At 65.3% G+C, this 17619-nt stretch carries 26 protein-coding genes and 1 pseudogene; 21 read left to right on the forward strand and 6 right to left on the reverse strand.

From position 1 onward, the window contains the following. Nucleotides 1–14 precede the first annotated feature (14 nt). Nucleotides 15–680: a TetR/AcrR family transcriptional regulator gene (locus HNP02_RS21340; RefSeq protein ID WP_184442220.1), complete on the forward strand. Its 666-nt coding sequence runs from the start codon at nucleotides 15–17 to the stop codon at nucleotides 678–680. Here the strand turns inward: HNP02_RS21340 and HNP02_RS21345 are convergent. Further along, a complete protein-coding gene (locus tag HNP02_RS21345; protein WP_184442222.1) occupies nucleotides 646–1896 on the reverse strand; it encodes a cytochrome P450 in 1251 nt (416 codons plus the stop codon). The two genes, HNP02_RS21340 and HNP02_RS21345, sit on opposite strands and share 35 nt — an antisense overlap. A 115-nt stretch (nucleotides 1897–2011) precedes the next feature. Here HNP02_RS21345 and HNP02_RS21350 point away from each other — a divergent pair, with 115 nt between their 5' ends. From HNP02_RS21350 to HNP02_RS21360, 3 genes are all read left to right on the forward strand, one after another. Then, nucleotides 2012–3616 carry a carboxylesterase/lipase family protein gene (locus HNP02_RS21350; RefSeq protein ID WP_184442224.1) on the forward strand — a complete coding sequence of 535 codons (1605 nt, stop codon included), beginning with the start codon at nucleotides 2012–2014 and terminating at the stop codon, nucleotides 3614–3616. Between the two features lie 3 nt (nucleotides 3617–3619). Further along, entirely contained in the window at nucleotides 3620–3973 is a 354-nt protein-coding gene (locus HNP02_RS21355; protein WP_184442226.1) for a nuclear transport factor 2 family protein, read from the forward strand. A 139-nt stretch (nucleotides 3974–4112) separates the two neighbouring features. Further along, entirely contained in the window at nucleotides 4113–4460 is a 348-nt protein-coding gene (locus HNP02_RS21360; protein WP_184442228.1) for a hypothetical protein, read from the forward strand. Between the two features lie 68 nt (nucleotides 4461–4528). On the opposite strand, the gene HNP02_RS21365 is transcribed toward HNP02_RS21360, so the two are convergent. Together HNP02_RS21365 and HNP02_RS21370 are read right to left on the reverse strand one after the other, a co-directional pair. Then, complete coding sequence (locus HNP02_RS21365) at nucleotides 4529–4762, reverse strand: hypothetical protein (RefSeq protein ID WP_184442230.1); 234 nt, start codon at nucleotides 4760–4762, stop codon at nucleotides 4529–4531. Nucleotides 4763–4772: 10 nt separating this feature from the next. Then, a complete protein-coding gene (locus HNP02_RS21370; protein ID WP_184442232.1) occupies nucleotides 4773–5060 on the reverse strand; it encodes a hypothetical protein in 288 nt (95 codons plus the stop codon). Nucleotides 5061–5284: 224 nt separating this feature from the next. Here HNP02_RS21370 and HNP02_RS21375 point away from each other — a divergent pair, with 224 nt between their 5' ends. Continuing rightward, the gene (locus HNP02_RS21375) at nucleotides 5285–5521 is read left to right on the forward strand and encodes a hypothetical protein (protein ID WP_184442234.1); all 237 of its coding nucleotides are present in this window, start codon (nucleotides 5285–5287) and stop codon (nucleotides 5519–5521) included. A gap of 19 nt (nucleotides 5522–5540) precedes the next feature. Here the strand turns inward: HNP02_RS21375 and HNP02_RS44095 are convergent. Beyond that, nucleotides 5541–5594, reverse strand: a pseudogene (locus HNP02_RS44095) (thioesterase); the annotation flags it as partial. Nucleotides 5595–5756: 162 nt separating this feature from the next. On the opposite strand from HNP02_RS44095, the gene HNP02_RS21380 reads away from it, so the two are divergent. Continuing rightward, on the forward strand, nucleotides 5757–5942 hold the full coding sequence (locus tag HNP02_RS21380) for a hypothetical protein (protein ID WP_184442236.1): 186 nt from the start codon (nucleotides 5757–5759) through the stop codon (nucleotides 5940–5942). A 79-nt stretch (nucleotides 5943–6021) separates the two neighbouring features. Here the strand turns inward: HNP02_RS21380 and HNP02_RS21385 are convergent, their stop codons facing one another. Further along, complete coding sequence (locus HNP02_RS21385; protein ID WP_184442238.1) at nucleotides 6022–6495, reverse strand: hotdog fold domain-containing protein; 474 nt, start codon at nucleotides 6493–6495, stop codon at nucleotides 6022–6024. 485 nt (nucleotides 6496–6980) lie between these two features. On the opposite strand from HNP02_RS21385, the gene rpsJ reads away from it, so the two are divergent. The 12 genes from rpsJ (at nucleotide 6981) to HNP02_RS21445 (ending at nucleotide 13038) form a co-directional block, all read left to right on the forward strand. Then, nucleotides 6981–7286: a 30S ribosomal protein S10 gene (gene rpsJ, locus HNP02_RS21390; RefSeq protein ID WP_003925843.1), complete on the forward strand. Its 306-nt coding sequence runs from the start codon at nucleotides 6981–6983 to the stop codon at nucleotides 7284–7286. 14 nt (nucleotides 7287–7300) lie between these two features. Continuing rightward, nucleotides 7301–7954 (forward strand): 50S ribosomal protein L3, encoded by a 654-nt coding sequence (gene rplC / locus HNP02_RS21395; protein ID WP_184442240.1) that lies wholly within the window; start codon nucleotides 7301–7303, stop codon nucleotides 7952–7954. Then, nucleotides 7954–8610, forward strand: coding sequence for a 50S ribosomal protein L4 (rplD, locus tag HNP02_RS21400; RefSeq protein ID WP_184442242.1), 657 nt, complete (start codon nucleotides 7954–7956; stop codon nucleotides 8608–8610). The genes rplC and rplD overlap by 1 nt, the downstream gene beginning before the upstream one ends. Beyond that, on the forward strand, nucleotides 8610–8912 hold the full coding sequence (gene rplW, locus HNP02_RS21405) for a 50S ribosomal protein L23 (protein WP_184442244.1): 303 nt from the start codon (nucleotides 8610–8612) through the stop codon (nucleotides 8910–8912). The genes rplD and rplW overlap by 1 nt, the downstream gene beginning before the upstream one ends. Before the next feature lie 32 nt (nucleotides 8913–8944). Beyond that, nucleotides 8945–9781: a 50S ribosomal protein L2 gene (gene rplB / locus HNP02_RS21410; RefSeq protein ID WP_184442246.1), complete on the forward strand. Its 837-nt coding sequence runs from the start codon at nucleotides 8945–8947 to the stop codon at nucleotides 9779–9781. 12 nt (nucleotides 9782–9793) lie between these two features. Beyond that, entirely contained in the window at nucleotides 9794–10075 is a 282-nt protein-coding gene (rpsS, locus tag HNP02_RS21415) for a 30S ribosomal protein S19 (protein ID WP_149374942.1), read from the forward strand. Further along, nucleotides 10072–10605 carry a 50S ribosomal protein L22 gene (rplV, locus tag HNP02_RS21420; protein ID WP_184442248.1) on the forward strand — a complete coding sequence of 178 codons (534 nt, stop codon included), beginning with the start codon at nucleotides 10072–10074 and terminating at the stop codon, nucleotides 10603–10605. Before rpsS ends, rplV begins: the two co-directional genes overlap by 4 nt. Further along, complete coding sequence (gene rpsC, locus HNP02_RS21425) at nucleotides 10605–11459, forward strand: 30S ribosomal protein S3 (RefSeq protein ID WP_184442250.1); 855 nt, start codon at nucleotides 10605–10607, stop codon at nucleotides 11457–11459. The genes rplV and rpsC overlap by 1 nt, the downstream gene beginning before the upstream one ends. A 2-nt stretch (nucleotides 11460–11461) precedes the next feature. Then, complete coding sequence (gene rplP, locus HNP02_RS21430) at nucleotides 11462–11878, forward strand: 50S ribosomal protein L16 (RefSeq protein ID WP_184442252.1); 417 nt, start codon at nucleotides 11462–11464, stop codon at nucleotides 11876–11878. Continuing rightward, complete coding sequence (gene rpmC / locus HNP02_RS21435) at nucleotides 11878–12111, forward strand: 50S ribosomal protein L29 (protein ID WP_149374946.1); 234 nt, start codon at nucleotides 11878–11880, stop codon at nucleotides 12109–12111. Before rplP ends, rpmC begins: the two co-directional genes overlap by 1 nt. Next, nucleotides 12111–12431: a 30S ribosomal protein S17 gene (gene rpsQ / locus HNP02_RS21440; RefSeq protein ID WP_184442254.1), complete on the forward strand. Its 321-nt coding sequence runs from the start codon at nucleotides 12111–12113 to the stop codon at nucleotides 12429–12431. Before rpmC ends, rpsQ begins: the two co-directional genes overlap by 1 nt. A gap of 82 nt (nucleotides 12432–12513) precedes the next feature. Further along, entirely contained in the window at nucleotides 12514–13038 is a 525-nt protein-coding gene (locus HNP02_RS21445) for an NUDIX domain-containing protein (RefSeq protein ID WP_184442256.1), read from the forward strand. Between the two features lie 4 nt (nucleotides 13039–13042). On the opposite strand, the gene HNP02_RS21450 is transcribed toward HNP02_RS21445, so the two are convergent. Further along, entirely contained in the window at nucleotides 13043–13765 is a 723-nt protein-coding gene (locus HNP02_RS21450; RefSeq protein ID WP_184442258.1) for a TetR/AcrR family transcriptional regulator, read from the reverse strand. Nucleotides 13766–13820: 55 nt separating this feature from the next. Between HNP02_RS21450 and HNP02_RS21455 the strand changes: the two genes are divergently transcribed. The 3 genes from HNP02_RS21455 to HNP02_RS21465 all read left to right on the forward strand — a co-directional run bounded on the left by HNP02_RS21455 (nucleotide 13821) and on the right by HNP02_RS21465 (nucleotide 17618). After that, entirely contained in the window at nucleotides 13821–14498 is a 678-nt protein-coding gene (locus tag HNP02_RS21455; protein ID WP_184442260.1) for a DUF2306 domain-containing protein, read from the forward strand. A 76-nt stretch (nucleotides 14499–14574) separates the two neighbouring features. Then, complete coding sequence (locus HNP02_RS21460) at nucleotides 14575–16923, forward strand: arylsulfatase (RefSeq protein WP_184442262.1); 2349 nt, start codon at nucleotides 14575–14577, stop codon at nucleotides 16921–16923. Further along, nucleotides 16923–17618 carry a hypothetical protein gene (locus HNP02_RS21465; RefSeq protein ID WP_184442264.1) on the forward strand — a complete coding sequence of 232 codons (696 nt, stop codon included), beginning with the start codon at nucleotides 16923–16925 and terminating at the stop codon, nucleotides 17616–17618. Before HNP02_RS21460 ends, HNP02_RS21465 begins: the two co-directional genes overlap by 1 nt. Nucleotide 17619 lies beyond the last annotated feature (1 nt).

Below are 17619 nucleotides of genomic sequence, written 5' to 3' on the forward strand. Positions count from 1 at the left end.
AGATGAGGTACACGATGACCGGCGGGCGAAGCGACCCGCGGCCGGCTCGGTCGCGGGCCCGGTTGCTCGATGCGGCGACGGCATTGCTCCGTTCGGGCGGCCCAGGCGCGGTGACCATCGACGCGGTGACTCGTAGCGCCAACGTCGCCAGGGCCACGCTGTATCGCCACTTCTCAAGTGCCAATGACCTTTTGGCTGCGTCGTTCGTAAGCCTCATACCGCCGCCGCCGATGCCGCCCGAGCATGGTTCGCTGCGGGAGCGGCTGACCGCGATCGTGGTGGCATGGGCCGAATCGATCGCGGAGGCGCCCACCACTTTGACTGCGATGGCGTGGCTGTCGCTGGGGCCGGACATCGGGCACCTGCCGGACGCGCAGCACGGCGATGCGGGCAGTATCGAGATGCGCTCGCTGCGCGAACGCATCGCTCAGCAATACTCCGCGCCCTTCGACGTGATCTTCGAAGGCCCGCAGGCCGCCGCGGAACTCGAACCCGTCGACCGCACAATGGCACTCGCGCTGCTGATCGGCCCGCTGGCGTTCGGCAGGCTCAGCACCCTTGCCGACTTCGACTACCGGAGCGTCGCAGTGGCCGCCGTCGACGCGTTCCTCAAGTGCTTTGCGAAGGACCCCGGCCCCGATGGCGTCAGCGCAGTGAGTAGCGAACCGGAAGGTGCTTGAGTCCGCCGACGAACGTGGTGGCGGAAAGCTCTGGCTCGCCTGCCAATTCGATCGAGTTCAGACGCGGGATCAGTTCCGCGAAGAGGCTGCTCATCTCCATCCGGGCCAGCGCGGCACCCAGGCAGAAGTGCACGCCGTAGCCGAATGCCACGTGCTTGTTCGGATCGCGGCTCACGTCGAAGCGGAACGGGTCGTCGAAGACCTCCTCGTCGCGATTGCCCGAGACGTAGGCGAGATAAACCGACTCCCCCTTGGCGATGTCGACACCCCGCACCGTGGTGTCCGCGGTGGCGGTGCGCATGAATTCCTTGACAGGAGTGGCCCACCGGATCATCTCCTCGACCGCCGTACCCATCAATGCAGGATCACGTCGCAACCGGTCGAGCTCGCCGGGGTTCTGGATCAGGGCGAGCAGGCCGCCCGAGATCGCGTCCTTGGTGGTGTCGTGTCCGGCGCTGGCGACGATCACGTAGTAGGACGCGGTGTCTACGTCCGACAACGGTTCTCCGTCGATGTTGCCGTTGGCGATCGCCGAAGCCAGGTCATCGGTCGGATGCTCGCGCCGCGATGCCGTCAGCTTGGAGAAGTAGGTGAAGAAGTCGAGGAGCACGGCGAATTGCTCCTCGAGGGTGGCGCCGCGTTTGTACTCGTCGTCGTCGCCGCCGAACATCTCCTGGGTCAGCATGTGCATGCGGCCGAAGTCGGATTCTGGCAGGCCGAGCAGCGACATGATCACATAGAGCGGGAAGTCGACGGCGATGTCGGTGACGAAGTCGCATTGCGGCCCGATCTCGGCCATCTTGTCGACGTAGCGCTTTGCCAATTCGTCGACGCGTACCTTCAGGTCGCGCATGGCCCTTGGTCGGAACCAGTCGGCACCGATCGCCCGCACCTTGCGGTGGTGCGGATCGTCCATGTGAATGAGCGTGCGCAGACCGATGCCTGCCTCGAGCTGCTGCTGGGACATGTCGTCGACTGCGGCGGTGGCGAGCAAGGGCCGCGGCTCGCTGATGAACAGATTGTTCTCGCGCTCGATCGCCATGATGTCGGCGTGTTTGGTGATTGCCCAGAACGGCCGGTACGGCGGATTATCCACCCACGCAACGGGATTGTTCGCGCGCAGATGGGTAAGCGCCGCGTGCAGCCGGTCGTCGTCGGCGTAGGCCGAAGGGTCGGCAAGGACCTTGGCGGCGTCGTCCACCGTGGGCGTGCTCATGACGTCTCCTCATCGCGCGGATCTAGGAATTGACGGGTGTCAAGTCCGAGTGTAAATGCGACGCTACGCCGTCGCGGCCCGATTGCGCCGATTCGGGATCAGTAGGCTCGGCCTGATGCAGCCCGCAACCTCCCGGCGGATCGGCCAGAGCCTGATGAGGCTGGTCGCCGTGGTCATGCTGCTGCTGGTCGGCTGCGGCAAGGGCGACGGTGCCGTACCCGCTCCGACGACTCCGAGTGACCCGGCCGTCGTGCAGACTGCATCGGGAAGCGTGCGCGGCGTCGTCGCGCCCGACCATCGACTGTTCGCCGGAATTCCCTACGCTGCCCCGCCCGTCGGCCCGCTGCGGTGGCAGCCGCCGGCACCCGCGCCGCCATGGCCGGGAGTGCGCGACGCCACCCGACCGGGTCCCCGCTGCATGCAGGACAGCACCGATCTGGAGCTCGGGAGACATACCGACGAAGACTGCCTCTCGCTCAACGTCTGGACGCCGCCGCCCGCGCCGGACGAGCGGCGACCGGTGATGGTGTGGATCCACGGCGGCTCGTTCGTCAACGGCAGCGGCGGGATCTACAACGCGCGCTGGTTAACAACCCGCGGCGACATCGTCGTCGTCACCATCAACTACCGGCTCGGTGCCCTTGGCTTCCTCGCCCATCCGGCACTCGGCCCGAAGGGTGACGTCGGCAACTACGGACTGGCCGACCAGCAGGCTGCGCTGCGCTGGGTGCGCGACAACATCGCGAAGTTCGGCGGGGACCCGGACAAGGTGACGATCGCCGGTGAATCGGCGGGTGCCATGTCGGTGTGCGATCACCTCGTCGCGCCCGGATCGGCCGGGCTGTTCCGCGCGGCGATCCTGCAGAGCGGACCGTGCCAGGCGCAGCTCGCCCTACCCGAGGCGCAGCGGGCCAGCCTCGACTATGCGCGTCAGGCCGGCTGCGGCGATCCGGTGACGGCCGCTGTCTGCCTGCGCGCGTTGCCGGCCGACGAGCTACGAGAACCGGTGTGGTACTACGGCATCGGCGACGACAGGCTGAGCGGGCCGGTTACCGGGACGGCCACCTTGCCGGTGGATCCGATGACGGCGATCGCCAGGGGCGAGGCCGCGAAGGTGCCGGTCGCGATCGGCACCAACCGCGACGAGTTCACGTTGTTCGTCGCGCTGCAGTACCTACGTGGCAAGGAGTTGACACCCACGCGGTACCCGCATCAGTTGTCCGGCACGTTCGGCGCCGACGCCGGTGCGGTGGCGGCTCACTATCCACTCGACCGGTACGGCGGCAGCGCATCGTTGGCGTACTCAGCCGCGGTGACGGACAGCACGTTCGCGTGCGTGGCCGATCGGATCGGTGAGTCGCTGGCCGCGCACGGTCCCGTCTACGCCTACGAGTTCAACGACCGCAATCCGCCAACGCCGGATCCATTGCGTACCTTGCCCTTTCCCGTTGGGGCCAGTCACTCGCTGGAACTGCGCTACCTCTTCGACATCGGCGGCGCGCCTGCGCTGGATCCAGCGCAACAGGTGCTGTCGGATCGGATGATCGACTATTGGAGTGAGTTCGTCACCACGGGCGCCCCTTACGTCGCCAATCAACCGGACTGGCCGCAACTCGGCAACGCTGACAACCGGTTGTCTCTGCAGCCCGGCGATCTCACGGTGATCACCGACTTCGACCGGACCCATCAGTGCCCGTTCTGGGCGAGCCTGCAGAGGTGAGACGTGCCGACTCCTGATCCGCAGGACTTCGCCGCTGCATGGGTGCAGGCGTGGAACGACCACGATGTCGAAGCGGTGCTCGCGCACTTCCACGATGACGTGCTGTTCAGTTCGCCGGTCGCGGCGCGACTGCTGCCCGACACCGGGGGAGTGGTGCGGGGCAAGGCCGCGCTGCGCGACTACTGGGTGACCGCGCTTGGTCTGCTACCGGATCTGCACTTCGAGCTGATCGACGTCTACCGGGGTGAGTCGCTTCTGGTGATCAATTACCGCAATCACCGCGGCGAGTCGGTGAACGAGGTGCTGATCTTCGACGGGGATCTCGTCCGCGAGGGCCACGGCACCTACTTGAACTAACCGCCGAAGGCGGGGGTCACCCAGACGGTGGTGTCTCGAGAATTGCTCCGCAGAAAAGTGTGGGAATTGGTGTGGCTGGTTGCTCCTAGCTGTTGAACGCGGCCCACCCAGGGGCCGCGACAGCCTCGAGGAGATCACCATGAACAGCTCGACCACCCGCAAGCTGACCCGCTTCCAGTACGCCGCGACGCTCGTCGGCGCACTGGCCATCGTCGCCCTCGCCCCGGCGACCGCCCACGCCCAGCCCGTCGGGTCCAATGGTGCCGACGGCGGATGCCACTACACCGACAAGGATGGCTACGACATCCCGATCGACGACGGCCAGGGTGTCATCGTCGACGGGAAGACCGTCACCTGCAGCGGCGGAGTCATCACTGTCAGCGCCGCGCCGAGTCGCAACGTCGGCCCCAAGAAGCCGGTCGTGAACCAAACGCTCCAGAAGCTCCCGGTGCTGAACCGGAGCGCGGCTGCCACGACAACCCCCTGAAGCCCGATCGCAGTCAGTCGGCCCGTCACCGAGAGAGGTGGCGGGCCGACTTCCATGATTGTGCAGTGTCAGGAATTGCTCACTAGCCTTGCTGTTTTGCCTTTCACGTTGACGACATGCGTTTGGTGGAGCTCTTGGAGGTGCTCGACGGTGGTGACGTATTCGGGTAACTCAACTTCGTGTACCCGTTGGCCATCGAGCGCTTCGAAGCCGAACTGCACTTTCGTCTCAGGCACGTCGTCCGGATGCGGGCCGGTCGCGATGATTTGACCGCTGTCGTCGGTCACAATGAGTCGTTTCATGTCATCTCCTCTAGCTCAGTTTGCCGAGTTGCATTCGGAATGCGGCCGCACCCGAGCCGTTGCTTTCCGCGCGCAGGTTTGTCCCGTAGAGGAGGCCGTCGCCGCCCACCTGACTGGACCATTCCATTGTGTTCTCGGTGGCAACGATGCGGCCCGCCACGGTGAAGACGGCTGACGGAAAGGGAAAGCCGACTGGGTAGTTCGCGTCTCCGCCCGACCAGGTAATTCGTGTCGATTGGCCAGGACTTAAGGTGAAGTTCGTTAACGGATTGTTGTTTGCGCCGATGATGTAGGACATCCATCCCCCTTGGGATTCGGGCCACGCCCTGACGGCTGGGCCGCGGTCACAGGTTGCTTTACGCGCGAACCGTATGCACGCGTAGTTGACTACTCGACTCGCCCGGCACCCATAAATCGGCCAGCAGGAGGGTGGCGGGCCGAACTGTTCGTCATGTCAGGCGGTGCCCGCGATTTAGTGCTGAGTCGCGTTTGAGGGTCTGTGTTTCGGGGCATCATCAACTCATGCGAAGTCTTCTACGCCGCTCGACCATCGCCGCCGTTGCAGCCGCTCCCATCGCTGCTGCCGTGTCGCTGTTCAGCGTTGGGATCGGCTCTGCAGAGCCACTTAACTGCGTGAACGGGCAATTCTGGGATCCGATCACCAACACCTGCCAGACGCCGCGTCCGGCGGACAACTGTGCACCCGGTGAGTACTGGAACGCGTTGTCCAATGTCTGCCGACCGCTGGGTCAGCTCTGACCTGCTCGTAGGAGCACTGGTCCGCCGCGTTGCACGAGGCGATGGCGTGCACGGTGTGTAGATGGTTGTGCACGAAGAATGTCAGGTTGTAGCCACAGTCGTCGCGGACTGCCTTGGGCCGACATGTTGATCAAAGATTGATCCGCAGAAATACTGTGGGAATTGGTGCGACTGGTCGCTCCTAGCTGATGAACGCAGCCCACCTAGGGCCGCGACAGTCCCCCAGGAAATCACGATGAACGGCTCGAACCGCAAGGAAAAAACCTGGAAGAAACTTCTCGGGATGGCCGCTGCAGCGGTCCTGACCCTCGTTTTGGGGGCCGAGACAGGGGGTGGCGTTGACCTCGCAGACTGGCCGGGGCGGGGAGGCGAGAAGGACCCTGCGGGCGGAGAGCCGAACCCGGAGAGCGAAATTCTGTGAACCCTAGGGGAGTAGTGCGGTCATAGAACGAAGTTCGGCCCCCGTCGCGAGGGTGGCCGAGCCGAAACTGGTTGGCATCTCAGGCCGGCGTCACCCAGGTGGTGATGTCGGCGTGCACGACTTCGGTGCCGGAGCGGTCGACGATGCTGACCGGCACGGTGATCTCGGTGCCTTCGCGGATTGCGTCGAAGTCCGGCGGATCGAGGCGGGCGGTGGCGCGCAGCGATGTGGTCGCCTTCGCGAGGTATTGCACGTTCATCGCCTTGGGGATCCAGCGGTGAGTGGTCGGCACGGTCGCCTCCATCAGCATGCCCATGGCAATCTCCGCCGCGTTGCAAGAGGCGATGGCGTGCACGGTGTGTAGGTGGTTGTGCACGAAGAACCACTTGGGCACGTCGACCTCGGCGATGCCCGGCTCCATGCGCCGGACATGTGGAAGTACCGAGGCGAAGTAGGGCACCCGTGCCATCGCCGCGACGGAGAACAACCGGCTACCCAGGGGGCGGTCGGACAATTGCTTCCAGGCGCGATACGTCGAGCTCTGCGTCGTCATGACCGCTAATCTTACTCTGGAGTAAGATCGGCGTGGCGCCCGAGGTTGGGTGCAACGATCCGTCGATACTGCGCTGACGGTCGCGATCCGGGTGCCGACCACAGCCCTAGGCGCAATGTCGACGGCACTGACCACGGCCGATCACCGTTGACCGGGGATTTGGAAGAGGCCCAGTTCTGAGGCATACTGTTCGGGTTGCCTTGCGCCGGGACGGTGCCCTTTTCGGGACTGCCTGGCCATGGCATACGACCAGCGCCCTAACGGGCGCATCCGGTCCCAACCTTCGAGCGCGACGGATTTTCGCCGCGAGCGAGCGTGCGCAAGGGCGACACACCCGAGCGCGGGGGTCGGAGCACATACGACAGGTAAACAGCGGCGGCATAGCCAGCGCGCAGCCGGAGGGGCAACCCGAAGGCGCGCGCACCGACTAGGCAGAGCGAACATGGCCCGAGCTACGGGCCCGTAAAGAGTGAGGTAGGACAAGCGTGGCGGGACAAAAGATCCGCATCAGGCTCAAGGCCTACGACCATGAGGCGATTGACGCCTCGGCGCGCAAGATCGTCGAGACAGTCACCCGAACGGGCGCCAGCGTGGTCGGTCCGGTGCCGCTGCCGACCGAGAAGAACATCTATTGCGTCATCCGGTCCCCGCACAAGTACAAGGACTCGCGGGAGCACTTCGAGATGCGCACCCACAAGCGACTCATCGACATCCTCGACCCGACGCCGAAGACCGTTGACGCACTCATGCGCATCGATCTGCCGGCGAGTGTCGACGTCAACATTCAGTAGGAGACCCAAGAAAAATGGCTAGAAAAGGCATTTTGGGCACCAAGCTGGGCATGACGCAGGTGTTCGACGAGAACAACAAAGTCGTCCCGGTGACGGTCGTCAAGGCCGGCCCCAACGTGGTGACCCGTATCCGTACCCCCGAGCTCGACGGCTACAGCGCCGTGCAGCTCGCTTACGGCGAGATCAGCCCGCGCAAGGTGACCAAGCCGGTCACCGGTCAGTTCGCCGCTGCAGGCGTGAACCCGCGCAGGCACATCGCCGAGCTTCGGCTCGACGACGAGGCCGCTGCCGCCGATTACGCGGTCGGCCAGGAGCTGACCGCCGAGATCTTCGCCAACGGCAGCTTCGTCGACGTGACGGGGACCTCGAAGGGCAAGGGCTTCGCAGGCACCATGAAGCGTCACGGCTTCAAGGGCCAGGGCGCCAGCCACGGCGCACAGGCCGTGCACCGTCGGCCCGGCTCGATCGGTGGCTGCTCCACCCCCGGCCGTGTCTTCAAGGGCACCCGGATGTCGGGCCGCATGGGTAGCGACCGGATCACCACGCAGAACCTGGTGGTGCACAAGGTCGATGCCGAGAACGGCGTGCTGTTGATCAAGGGCGCCATCCCCGGCCGCAACGGCGGACTCGTCATGGTCCGCAGCGCGATCAAACGAGGTGAGAAGTAATGGCTTCCTTGAAGATTGACGTTCATACCCCCGCAGGCAAGAAGGACGGCAGCGTCGAGCTGCCCGCCCACTTGTTCGACGTCGAGCCCAACATCGCGCTGATGCACCAGGTGGTCACCGCGCAGTTGGCGGCCAAGCGTCAGGGCACGCACTCCACCAAGACCCGCGGTGAGGTCTCCGGCGGCGGCAAGAAGCCGTACCGGCAGAAGGGCACCGGCCGGGCCCGTCAGGGCTCGACGCGTGCGCCGCAGTTCACCGGCGGTGGCGTCGTGCACGGTCCCCAGCCGCGTGACTACAGCCAGCGGACCCCGAAGAAGATGATCGCCGCTGCCCTGCGCGGCGCGCTGTCGGATCGGGCCCGCAACGAGCGGATCCACGCGGTGACCGAACTGATCGGTGGTCAGACGCCGTCGACCAAGAGCGTCAAGACGTTCCTGGCCACGCTGACCGAGCGCCGCAAGGTGCTGGTCGTCATCGGCCGCAGCGACGAGGTCAGCGCCAAGAGCGTGCGGAACCTGCCTGGCGTGCACGTCATCTCGCCGGATCAGCTCAACACCTACGACGTGCTCGACGCCGACGATCTGGTGTTCAGCGTCGAGGCGCTCGATGCCTACATCAGCGCAAACACGAAGAGCACTGAGGAGGTGTCGGCCTGATGGCTACCGTGACCGATCCCCGCGACATCATCTTGGCCCCCGTGATCTCTGAGAAGAGCTACGGGTTGATCGAGGACAACGTCTACACGTTCGTCGTTCACCCCAACTCGAACAAGACGCAGATCAAGATCGCGATCGAGAAGATCTTCTCCGTCAAGGTCGATTCCGTGAACACGCTCAACCGGCAGGGCAAGCGCAAGCGCACCCGCGCCGGATACGGCACGCGCAAGAGCACCAAGCGCGCCATCGTCACGTTGGCCGCGAATAGCAAGCCAATCGACCTGTTCGGAGCACCGGCCTAACCGCCGGCGGAAGCACAGAGGACAAGACAGACATGCCTTTACGCAAATACAAGCCGACGACTCCGGGTCGTCGCGGGTCGAGCGTCTCGGACTTCGCCGAGATCACTCGCTCCACGCCGGAGAAGTCGCTGGTCCGCCCGCTGCACGGCAAGGGTGGTCGTAACGCGCACGGCCGCATCACCACCCGCCACAAGGGTGGTGGCCACAAGCGCGCCTACCGCGTCGTCGACTTCCGTCGCCACGACAAGGACGGCGTCAACGCCAAGGTCGCGCAGATCGAGTACGACCCCAACCGCACCGCGAACATCGCGCTGCTGCACTACGTCGACGGTGAGAAGCGCTACATCATCGCGCCGCAAGGACTTTCGCAGGGCGACGTGATCGAGCAGGGGCCGAACGCCGACATCAAGCCGGGTAACAACCTGCCGCTGCGCAACATCCCCTCGGGCACGGTCATCCACGCGGTGGAACTGCGGCCCGGTGGCGGCGCCAAGATGGGCCGTTCGGCCGGTGTCAGCATCCAGCTGCTCGGCAAGGAGGGCACCTACGCGACGCTGCGCATGCCCAGTGGTGAGATCCGTCGCGTCGACGTGCGCTGCCGCGCCACCGTCGGCGAGGTCGGCAACGCCGAGCAGGGCAACATCAACTGGGGCAAGGCCGGCCGTATGCGGTGGAAGGGCAAGCGCCCCACCGTCCGCGGTGTCGTGATGAACCCGGTCGACCACCCGCACGGCGGTGGCGAGGGTAAGACCTCCGGTGGTCGTCACCCGGTGAGCCCGTGGGGCAAGCCCGAGGGCCGCACCCGCAAGAACAAGCCGAGCGACAAGCTCATCGTCCGACGCCGTCGCACCGGCAAGAACAAGCGCTAGGAGTACCCAGCGATGCCACGCAGCCTGAAGAAGGGCCCGTTCGTCGACGACCATCTGCTCAAGAAGGTCGACGTCCAGAACGAGAAGAACACCAAGCAGGTCATCAAGACCTGGTCGCGTCGGTCGACCATCATCCCCGACTTCATCGGACACACCTTCGCCGTCCACGACGGACGCAAGCATGTCCCGGTGTTCGTCTCGGAGTCCATGGTCGGTCACAAGTTGGGCGAGTTCGCCCCGACGCGGACCTTCAAGGGTCACATCAAGGACGACCGGAAGAGCAAGCGGCGATGACCACGACTGTTACCGAATATCCGTCTGCGACGGCGAAGGCACGCTTCGTGCACATCTCGGCGTCCAAGGCACGCCGGGTGATCGACCTGGTGCGCGGCAAGTCCGTGACCGAGGCGCTCGACATCCTGCGCTGGTCGCCTCAGGGCGCGAGCGAGACGGTCGCAAAGGTCATCGCCAGTGCAGCGGCCAACGCGCAGAACAACGATGGGCTCGACCCGTCGACTCTGGTCGTTGCTACCGTCTATGCCGATGAGGGCCCGACCGCAAAGCGCATCCGCCCGCGCGCCCAGGGGCGTGCGTACCGGATCCGCAAGCGCACCAGCCACATCACGGTGATCGTGGAGAGCCGGCCGATCAGAACAAGCGCCGGCAAGAGTGCCTCCGCATCCGCATCTCGCGCACGCCGTGCCGAGGGCAGCAAGGCCGCGAACAAGGCACCCGCCAAGAAGGCGCCTGCCAAGAAGGTGGCCGAGGCGAAGGTCGACACGACCACCGCTGAGACCTCTGATTCGAAGGGAGGCTCGGAGTAGTGGGCCAGAAGATCAACCCCCACGGCTTCCGCCTCGGCATCACGACCGACTGGAAGTCCCGGTGGTACGCCGACAAGCAGTACGCGGACTACGTCAAGGAAGACGTTGCGATCCGTCGTCTGCTGGCAACGGGTCTGGAGCGCGCCGGCATCGCCGACGTGGAGATCGAGCGCACCCGTGACCGGGTTCGCGTTGACATCCACACCGCGCGGCCCGGCATCGTCATCGGACGCCGCGGCACCGAGGCCGACCGCATCCGCGCCGACCTGGAGAAGCTGACCAACAAGCAGGTGCAGCTCAACATCCTCGAGGTGAAGAACCCCGAGTCGGTGGCTCAGTTGGTCGCCCAGGGTGTTGCCGAGCAGCTGTCGAACCGCGTTGCGTTCCGGCGGGCCATGCGCAAGGCGATCCAGTCGGCCATGCGTCAGCCCAACGTCAAGGGCATCCGGGTGCAGTGCTCGGGCCGCCTCGGCGGCGCCGAGATGAGCCGCTCGGAGTTCTACCGCGAAGGCCGCGTACCGCTTCACACGCTGCGCGCCGACATCGACTACGGCCTGTACGAGGCCAAGACGACGTTCGGCCGGATCGGCGTGAAGGTCTGGATCTACAAGGGCGACATCGTCGGTGGCAAGCGTGAGCTGACCGCCGCCGTTCCCGCAGGCGCCGAGCGCCCGCGTCGGGATCGTCCGTCGGGCACCCGCCCACGCCGCAGTGGTGCATCGGGTACCACGGCGACGAGCACCGAAGCAGGCCGCGCGGCCAGCGAGGAAGCGCCCGTCACTGAGGACGTCGCGACGTCCGCCGCCCCCGAAGTCGTCGTTGCTTCGGAGGCGACAGAGAGCACGGAGAGCTAGTCATGCTGATTCCCCGCAAGGTCAAGCACCGCAAGCAGCACCACCCGCGTCAGCGCGGGATTGCCAGCGGCGGCACGTCGGTGAGCTTTGGCGATTACGGCATCCAGGCGCTGGAGCACGCTTACATCACCAACCGGCAGATCGAGTCCGCTCGTATCGCCATCAACCGGCACATCAAGCGTGGCGGCAAGGTGTGGATCAACATCTTCCCTGACCGCCCGCTGACCAAGAAGCCCGCCGAAACCCGCATGGGTTCCGGTAAGGGCAGCCCGGAGTGGTGGATCGCCAACGTCAAGCCCGGCCGCGTGCTTTTCGAGATCAGCTACCCCGATGAAAAGATCGCGAAGGAAGCACTGACCCGCGCGATCCACAAGCTGCCGATCAAGGCACGCATCGTTAGCAGAGAGGAGCAGTTCTGATGGCAGTGGGAACTTCGCCTGGCGAACTGCGCGAGCTGACCGAGGAGGAGCTGACCACCCGTCTGCGTGAGTCGAAGGAAGAGCTGTTCAACCTTCGCTTCCAGATGGCCACCGGTCAGCTGGCCAACAACCGTCGGCTTCGCATCGTACGAGGAGAAATCGCACGCGTTTACACCGTGCTGCGCGAACGTGAATTGGGTCTGGCATCCGGACCCGTTGGTGAGGATTCGTAATGGCAGACAGCAGCACTGAGAAGAAGACCGCCGAGAAGGGCCCGGCGCACACGCCTCGGACCGAGAAGCCGCGCGGTCGTCGCAAGACGCGCATCGGCTACGTGGTGAGCGACAAGATGCAGAAGACCATCGTGGTCGAGCTCGAGGAGCGCACCAAGCACCCGCTCTACGGCAAGATCATTCGCACCACCACCAAGGTGAAGGCGCACGACGAGAACGGCACCGCCGGCGTTGGCGACCGTGTGTCGCTGATGGAGACCCGACCGCTGTCGGCGACCAAGCGGTGGCGCCTCGTCGAGGTCCTCGAGCGGGCCAAGTAACAAGACGTTCTTCGCTTGCACCACCAGTGAAAGCACCCGAAACGCAAAGGTTTCGGGTGCTTTTGCGTTGGGTGGGCAACAGATGGTGACCGACGAGCTGGTTGCGGTGTTCGACGCCGACGGTGAGGTCACCGGTGCGGCGCCGCGCTCATGCGTGTACGCCGAGGGACTCTGGCACGCGAGCGCCGGAGTGCTCGTCCGCTCAACTGACGGCAGCCGGATCTACGTCCATCGCCGGACCACGACCAAGGCAGTCTTCGCAGGCATGCACGATTGTCTGGCCGGCGGCGTCGTCGACCCGGGGGAGTCACCCGCGCAGACCGCCACCCGCGAACTCGCCGAGGAACTCGGCATCACCGGGGTACCGATGACGGCGCTGACTTCGGTGGCGTGGGACGGCCAATGGGCCGGAAAGCCCATGCGCTGTCATCTTTTCGCGTATCAGATCCACTACGACGGCCCGATCCGTCATCAGGCCGAGGAGATCGCCGACGGTTGGTGGTGGACCGATGCCGAACTCGTCGCGCACCTCGCGGACCCGGACTGGCCATTCGTGCCGGACACCCGGGTGCTGCTTCCGGCATTGATCCCAGCACTACGCGGGTAGGGCCTTAGGGCCCCGACTGGCCGATCCTGGCGGCGATGCCATCCAGCAATTGCGCAACACCGGAATGGAATTCGGCGAGCGGGTCATCATCGGATCCGTCGAAGACCCCGGCGTCGACGGCCGATGTCAATGCAGGGAAACGAGTCGGGTCGATCAGGCGGCGCAGTAGGTCGGAGTAGCCGGAGTTGTCGAACGTGCCCGTCTCGACCGATAGTGCTGCTGCGCCACGGACGAAGTGCAGTACCGCCATGACCGCGGCGAGCTTGTCCCGCTCGGACAGTGGGGTGCCGGTCAAGGTGGCGAGTCCCGCTTCGAGCCAGGCGACCTGTCCTGGGTCGGCGGGCGGGCCCGATGAGGCGGTTTGCAGAACCCACGGATGCTGGTGGTACACGTCCCACAGTCCGGAAGCCCAAGTCGAAAGGGCATCATGCCAATTCGCGCCGTCCGCCGGTGCGGGCGGCGGTGCCGGTGCTTCGGAGAGCATGAACACGACCAACTCGTCCTTGTTGGCGACATGGCGGTAGAGCGACATGGTTCCGCACCCCAGTCGCTCCGCGAGGCGGGCCATCGACAGGGCCGCGAGTCCTTCGGTGTCGGCGAGATCGATTGCCGCAGCGACGATCCGCTCTCTAGTCAACCCGCCCGTGCGGCGCGACGGACTCGGCCCCCGCCACAGCAATTCGAGCGCGCGCGGGACCGGCGTCTCGTCGGCTTCGTCGCTGGTCATGTGGGCCTAGCGTAGCCGATCGCCCGAGTTGTGCGTATGGCGTACGCTAATGCGTATGTCATACGCATATCGCTGGTCCGCGCTTCTGACAGTCGTGGTCGCTGCCTTCCTGGCCTTCTCGCTACCGCCGTATCTGACCGTCGACCCCGCTCAATCGCGGGTGCCGTCGACCTTCGGTCTGCACTATCCGTTGCTGATCGCGCACGTGGCACTGGCCACCGTCGCCATGGTGATGGCGTTGGTACAGATCGGGCCCGGTGTGCTGGATCGGTGGCCGCGCGTGCATCGGCGCGCGGGCAGGGTGTACGTCGCCGCGGCACTGCCTGCGGCGGCCAGTGGCATGGTGATCGGCGCTGCGACCCCGTTCGGTCCGATCCTCGCGGTAGGCAGCGTCGTGCTGGCGGTGTTGTGGTTCGGTTTCACCGTCAACGGGTATCTGGCCGCGCGCCGCCATCGCTTCGCCGACCATCGGCGCAACATGCTGTGCAGCGTGACGCTCGCGTTCTCCATCATTACCAATCGGATCTGGAACCCGATTCTCTACATCGGCCTGCAACCCATGCGGAACAGCGTGTTTGGTGGCGACGAAGAACGCTTCATCTGGTTGGTGGCCGGTCTGGGCGGTTGGCTCGGCTGGACGATTCCCCTGCTCGCGGTGCGGTGGTGGCTGCGGCGTCACCCAGTTGTGTCGCCCCCGTCAATTTCTCAACCCGCCGACACGCAGCGGGTGTAACCTCCGGGCGAATGACTGGGGCGAGCGATGCGACGGGAAAAAAATGGCTAGGGCGAGCGAAGCGACGGGAAAGAAAATGGGTCGATTCAACGGCAAGATCGAACTCGACATCCGCGACTCCGAGCCGGACTGGGGTCCCTACCAAGCTCCAGTCGCGCCGCCCGATGCACCCAACGTCCTGTATCTGGTCTGGGATGACACGGGCATCGCCACATGGGACTGCTTCGGTGGCCTTGTCGAGATGCCGGCGATGAGCCGCATCGCCGAGCGGGGGGTGCGGCTCTCGCAGTTCCACACCACCGCGTTGTGCTCGCCGACCCGGGCGTCGTTGCTCACCGGACGCAACGCCACCACCGTCGGGATGGCGACCATCGAGGAGTTCACCGACGGGTTCCCGAACTGCAACGGGCGGATCCCGTTCGACACCGCGTTGCTCTCCGAGGTGCTCGTCGAACGTGGCTACAACACCTACTGCGTGGGCAAGTGGCACCTGACGCCGCTCGAAGAGTCCAATCTGGCCTCCACCAAACGACATTGGCCACTGAGCCGCGGCTTCGAGCGGTTCTACGGCTTCATGGGCGGCGAGACCGATCAGTGGTATCCGGAGTTGGTGTACGACAACCATCCGGTGCCCGCGCCCGCCACGCCCGAGGAGGGCTACCACCTGTCGAAGGACCTGGCCGACAAGACCATCGAGTTCATCCGCGATGCGAAGGTGATCGCACCGGACAAGCCGTGGTTCAGCTACCTGTGCCCCGGCGCAGGCCACGCCCCGCATCACGTCTTCAAAGACTGGGCCGACAAGTACGCCGGCCGCTTCGACATGGGCTATGAGGCCTACCGGGAGATCGTGCTCGAGAACCAGAAGAAGCTCGGCATCGTCCCGCAGGACACCGAATTGTCGCCCGTCAACCCGTATCTCGACGTCAAGGGCCCCAACGGCGAGGCGTGGCCGTATCAGGACACGGTGCGGCCGTGGGACACGCTGAACGACGAAGAGAAGCGGTTGTTCAGCCGGATGGCAGAGGTCTTCGCCGGCTTCCTGTCCTACACGGATGCCCAGATCGGCCGCGTCCTCGACTATCTCGATGAGTCCGGGCAGTTGGACAACACCATCATCGTCGTGATCTCCGACAACGGTGCCAGCGGTGAGGGCGGCCCGAACGGATCGGTCAACGAGAACAAGTTCTTCAACGGCTACATCGACACCGTCGAAGAGAGCATGCGTTTCTACGACCACCTCGGCGGACCGGACACCTACAACCACTATCCGATCGGTTGGGCGATGGCGTTCAACACGCCATACAAGTTGTTCAAGCGCTACGCCTCGCACGAAGGCGGTATCGCCGACACGGCAATCATCTCCTGGCCCAACGGAATCGACGCACACGGCGAGGTCCGCGACAACTACGTCAACGTCTGCGACGTCACGCCGACCATCTACGAGCTACTAGGCATCACGCCGCCGAACGAAGTCAGCGGCATTGCGCAGAAGCCGCTCGACGGTGTGAGTTTCAAGGCTGCGCTTGATGATTCGGCTGCGGATACGGGCAAGAAGACCCAGTTCTACACCATGCTCGGCACGCGCGGCATCTGGCACGACGGCTGGTTCGCCAACACCGTGCACGCGGCGAGCCCCGCCGGATGGTCGCATTTCGGCGACGACCGCTGGGAGCTCTTCCACATCGAAGCCGACCGCAGCCAGTGCCACGACCTCGCTGCCGAGCAGCCCGACAAACTCGAGGAACTCAAGGCCCTGTGGTTCGCCGAAGCCGACAAGTACAACGGGCTTCCGCTGGGCGATCTGAACATCTTCGAAACCTTGGGCCGCTTCCGGCCCTACCTGTCGGTCAACCGCAAGAACTTCACCTACTACCCGGGCACCGCCGAGGTGGGCATCGGTGCGGCGGCCGAGATCCGCGGCCAGTCCTTCTCCGTCCTCGCCGAGGTGACCATCGACACCACCGGCGCGGAAGGCGTGCTGTTCAAGCAGGGCGCGGGGCACGGTGGCCACGTCCTGTACGTCCAGGACACCCACTTGCACTACGTCTACAACTTCATGGGCGAAGAGGAGCAGAAGCTCTCCGCCCCCGACCCGATTCCCCTCGGCAGCCATGTGTTCGGCGTCCGCTACGAGCGCACCGGCACCGTCGAGGGCAGCCACACACCCGTCGGAGACGTGTCGCTGTACGTCGACGGAGACACCGTCGCGACCATGTCGGGTGTGCGCGCGCACCCCGGCAGCTTCGGTCTCGCAGGCGGCGGCATCGCGGTAGGCCGCAACGGCGGTCAACCCGTGTCGGGTGCGTACAAGGCGCCTTACGAGTTCACCGGCGGCACGATCGCTAAGGTGGTGGTGGACATCTCGGGAACGCCCTATGTGGACGTGGAACGAGAACTTGCGCAGGCATTCTCTAAGGACTGATGAAACTCGGGCGATGGACAGGCGTCGCGCTCGTGTTCGTGACGGCGGGCGTGGCATCGGCTTGCGTCCGCACCCACGAGGGCGTTCCCGTCGCCGCATCATCGCTCGAGGCAAGCGCGAAACCGCTCCCCGGCGCCGCGTCGCCATCCTCCGCCAACGACCAGGCACCGCCCGGCGTGGTGCCGACGATCCAGGTGCCCGTGCCCATCGACGCCGTCACCTGCGCGGCACCCGCCAAGCCGGGGACCGTGATCACGGCCGCCGTCTCCGACCCGACGGCTCCCAAGATCACCGTCGCCCTGCCGCCCGGCTGGAACTCGTCGCCAGGGTCCGGCGACGTCGGCGCACGCATGGACGGCCCCGACGGCATGTCGGCCACCATCACGATTGCCCCGTCCGGGCTCGATCCCGCGGCCGCCTTCCGCGAGTACACCGACCGGGTGATGTCGCAGTCGCCGGTCAGCAGCGTCAGCATCCTGCCCGGTGAACTGTGCGACTACAGCGGTCAGAAGCTGATGGGCGCATGGTCGGACACCCCGCAGAACTCCATCCAGTTCGTCGACCGCATCGTGCACGTCTGGACCAACACGAAGAACTTCCTGGTGGCGGTTCACGTTCAGGCGCCCACCGGTGTCGGTCAACTCGATGCGGCGGGGAAGCTGCTCACCGAGGACTTCGAGGTCCGCCTACCTTGAG

The organism is Mycobacterium sp. AZCC_0083 (assembly GCF_014202335.1).
Lineage (GTDB): Bacteria > Actinomycetota > Actinomycetes > Mycobacteriales > Mycobacteriaceae > Mycobacterium.

Excerpts from the sequence above, each read along its gene's own strand:
- HNP02_RS21340 (WP_184442220.1), top strand. The coding sequence starts at position 15 with ATGACCGGCGGGCGAAGCGACCCGCGGCCGGCTCGGTCGCGGGCCCGG.
- HNP02_RS21345 (WP_184442222.1), bottom strand. The coding sequence starts at position 1,896 with ATGAGCACGCCCACGGTGGACGACGCCGCCAAGGTCCTTGCCGACCCT.
- HNP02_RS21350 (WP_184442224.1), top strand. The coding sequence starts at position 2,012 with ATGCAGCCCGCAACCTCCCGGCGGATCGGCCAGAGCCTGATGAGGCTG.
- HNP02_RS21360 (WP_184442228.1), top strand. The coding sequence starts at position 4,113 with ATGAACAGCTCGACCACCCGCAAGCTGACCCGCTTCCAGTACGCCGCG.
- HNP02_RS21365 (WP_184442230.1), bottom strand. The coding sequence starts at position 4,762 with ATGAAACGACTCATTGTGACCGACGACAGCGGTCAAATCATCGCGACC.
- HNP02_RS21370 (WP_184442232.1), bottom strand. The coding sequence starts at position 5,060 with ATGTCCTACATCATCGGCGCAAACAACAATCCGTTAACGAACTTCACC.
- HNP02_RS21375 (WP_184442234.1), top strand. The coding sequence starts at position 5,285 with ATGCGAAGTCTTCTACGCCGCTCGACCATCGCCGCCGTTGCAGCCGCT.
- HNP02_RS21380 (WP_184442236.1), top strand. The coding sequence starts at position 5,757 with ATGAACGGCTCGAACCGCAAGGAAAAAACCTGGAAGAAACTTCTCGGG.
- HNP02_RS21385 (WP_184442238.1), bottom strand. The coding sequence starts at position 6,495 with ATGACGACGCAGAGCTCGACGTATCGCGCCTGGAAGCAATTGTCCGAC.
- rplC (WP_184442240.1), top strand. The coding sequence starts at position 7,301 with ATGGCTAGAAAAGGCATTTTGGGCACCAAGCTGGGCATGACGCAGGTG.
- rplD (WP_184442242.1), top strand. The coding sequence starts at position 7,954 with ATGGCTTCCTTGAAGATTGACGTTCATACCCCCGCAGGCAAGAAGGAC.
- rplW (WP_184442244.1), top strand. The coding sequence starts at position 8,610 with ATGGCTACCGTGACCGATCCCCGCGACATCATCTTGGCCCCCGTGATC.
- rplB (WP_184442246.1), top strand. The coding sequence starts at position 8,945 with ATGCCTTTACGCAAATACAAGCCGACGACTCCGGGTCGTCGCGGGTCG.
- rpsS (WP_149374942.1), top strand. The coding sequence starts at position 9,794 with ATGCCACGCAGCCTGAAGAAGGGCCCGTTCGTCGACGACCATCTGCTC.
- rplV (WP_184442248.1), top strand. The coding sequence starts at position 10,072 with ATGACCACGACTGTTACCGAATATCCGTCTGCGACGGCGAAGGCACGC.
- rplP (WP_184442252.1), top strand. The coding sequence starts at position 11,462 with ATGCTGATTCCCCGCAAGGTCAAGCACCGCAAGCAGCACCACCCGCGT.
- rpmC (WP_149374946.1), top strand. The coding sequence starts at position 11,878 with ATGGCAGTGGGAACTTCGCCTGGCGAACTGCGCGAGCTGACCGAGGAG.
- rpsQ (WP_184442254.1), top strand. The coding sequence starts at position 12,111 with ATGGCAGACAGCAGCACTGAGAAGAAGACCGCCGAGAAGGGCCCGGCG.
- HNP02_RS21445 (WP_184442256.1), top strand. The coding sequence starts at position 12,514 with ATGGTGACCGACGAGCTGGTTGCGGTGTTCGACGCCGACGGTGAGGTC.
- HNP02_RS21450 (WP_184442258.1), bottom strand. The coding sequence starts at position 13,765 with ATGACCAGCGACGAAGCCGACGAGACGCCGGTCCCGCGCGCGCTCGAA.
- HNP02_RS21455 (WP_184442260.1), top strand. The coding sequence starts at position 13,821 with ATGTCATACGCATATCGCTGGTCCGCGCTTCTGACAGTCGTGGTCGCT.
- HNP02_RS21460 (WP_184442262.1), top strand. The coding sequence starts at position 14,575 with ATGGGTCGATTCAACGGCAAGATCGAACTCGACATCCGCGACTCCGAG.
- HNP02_RS21465 (WP_184442264.1), top strand. The coding sequence starts at position 16,923 with ATGAAACTCGGGCGATGGACAGGCGTCGCGCTCGTGTTCGTGACGGCG.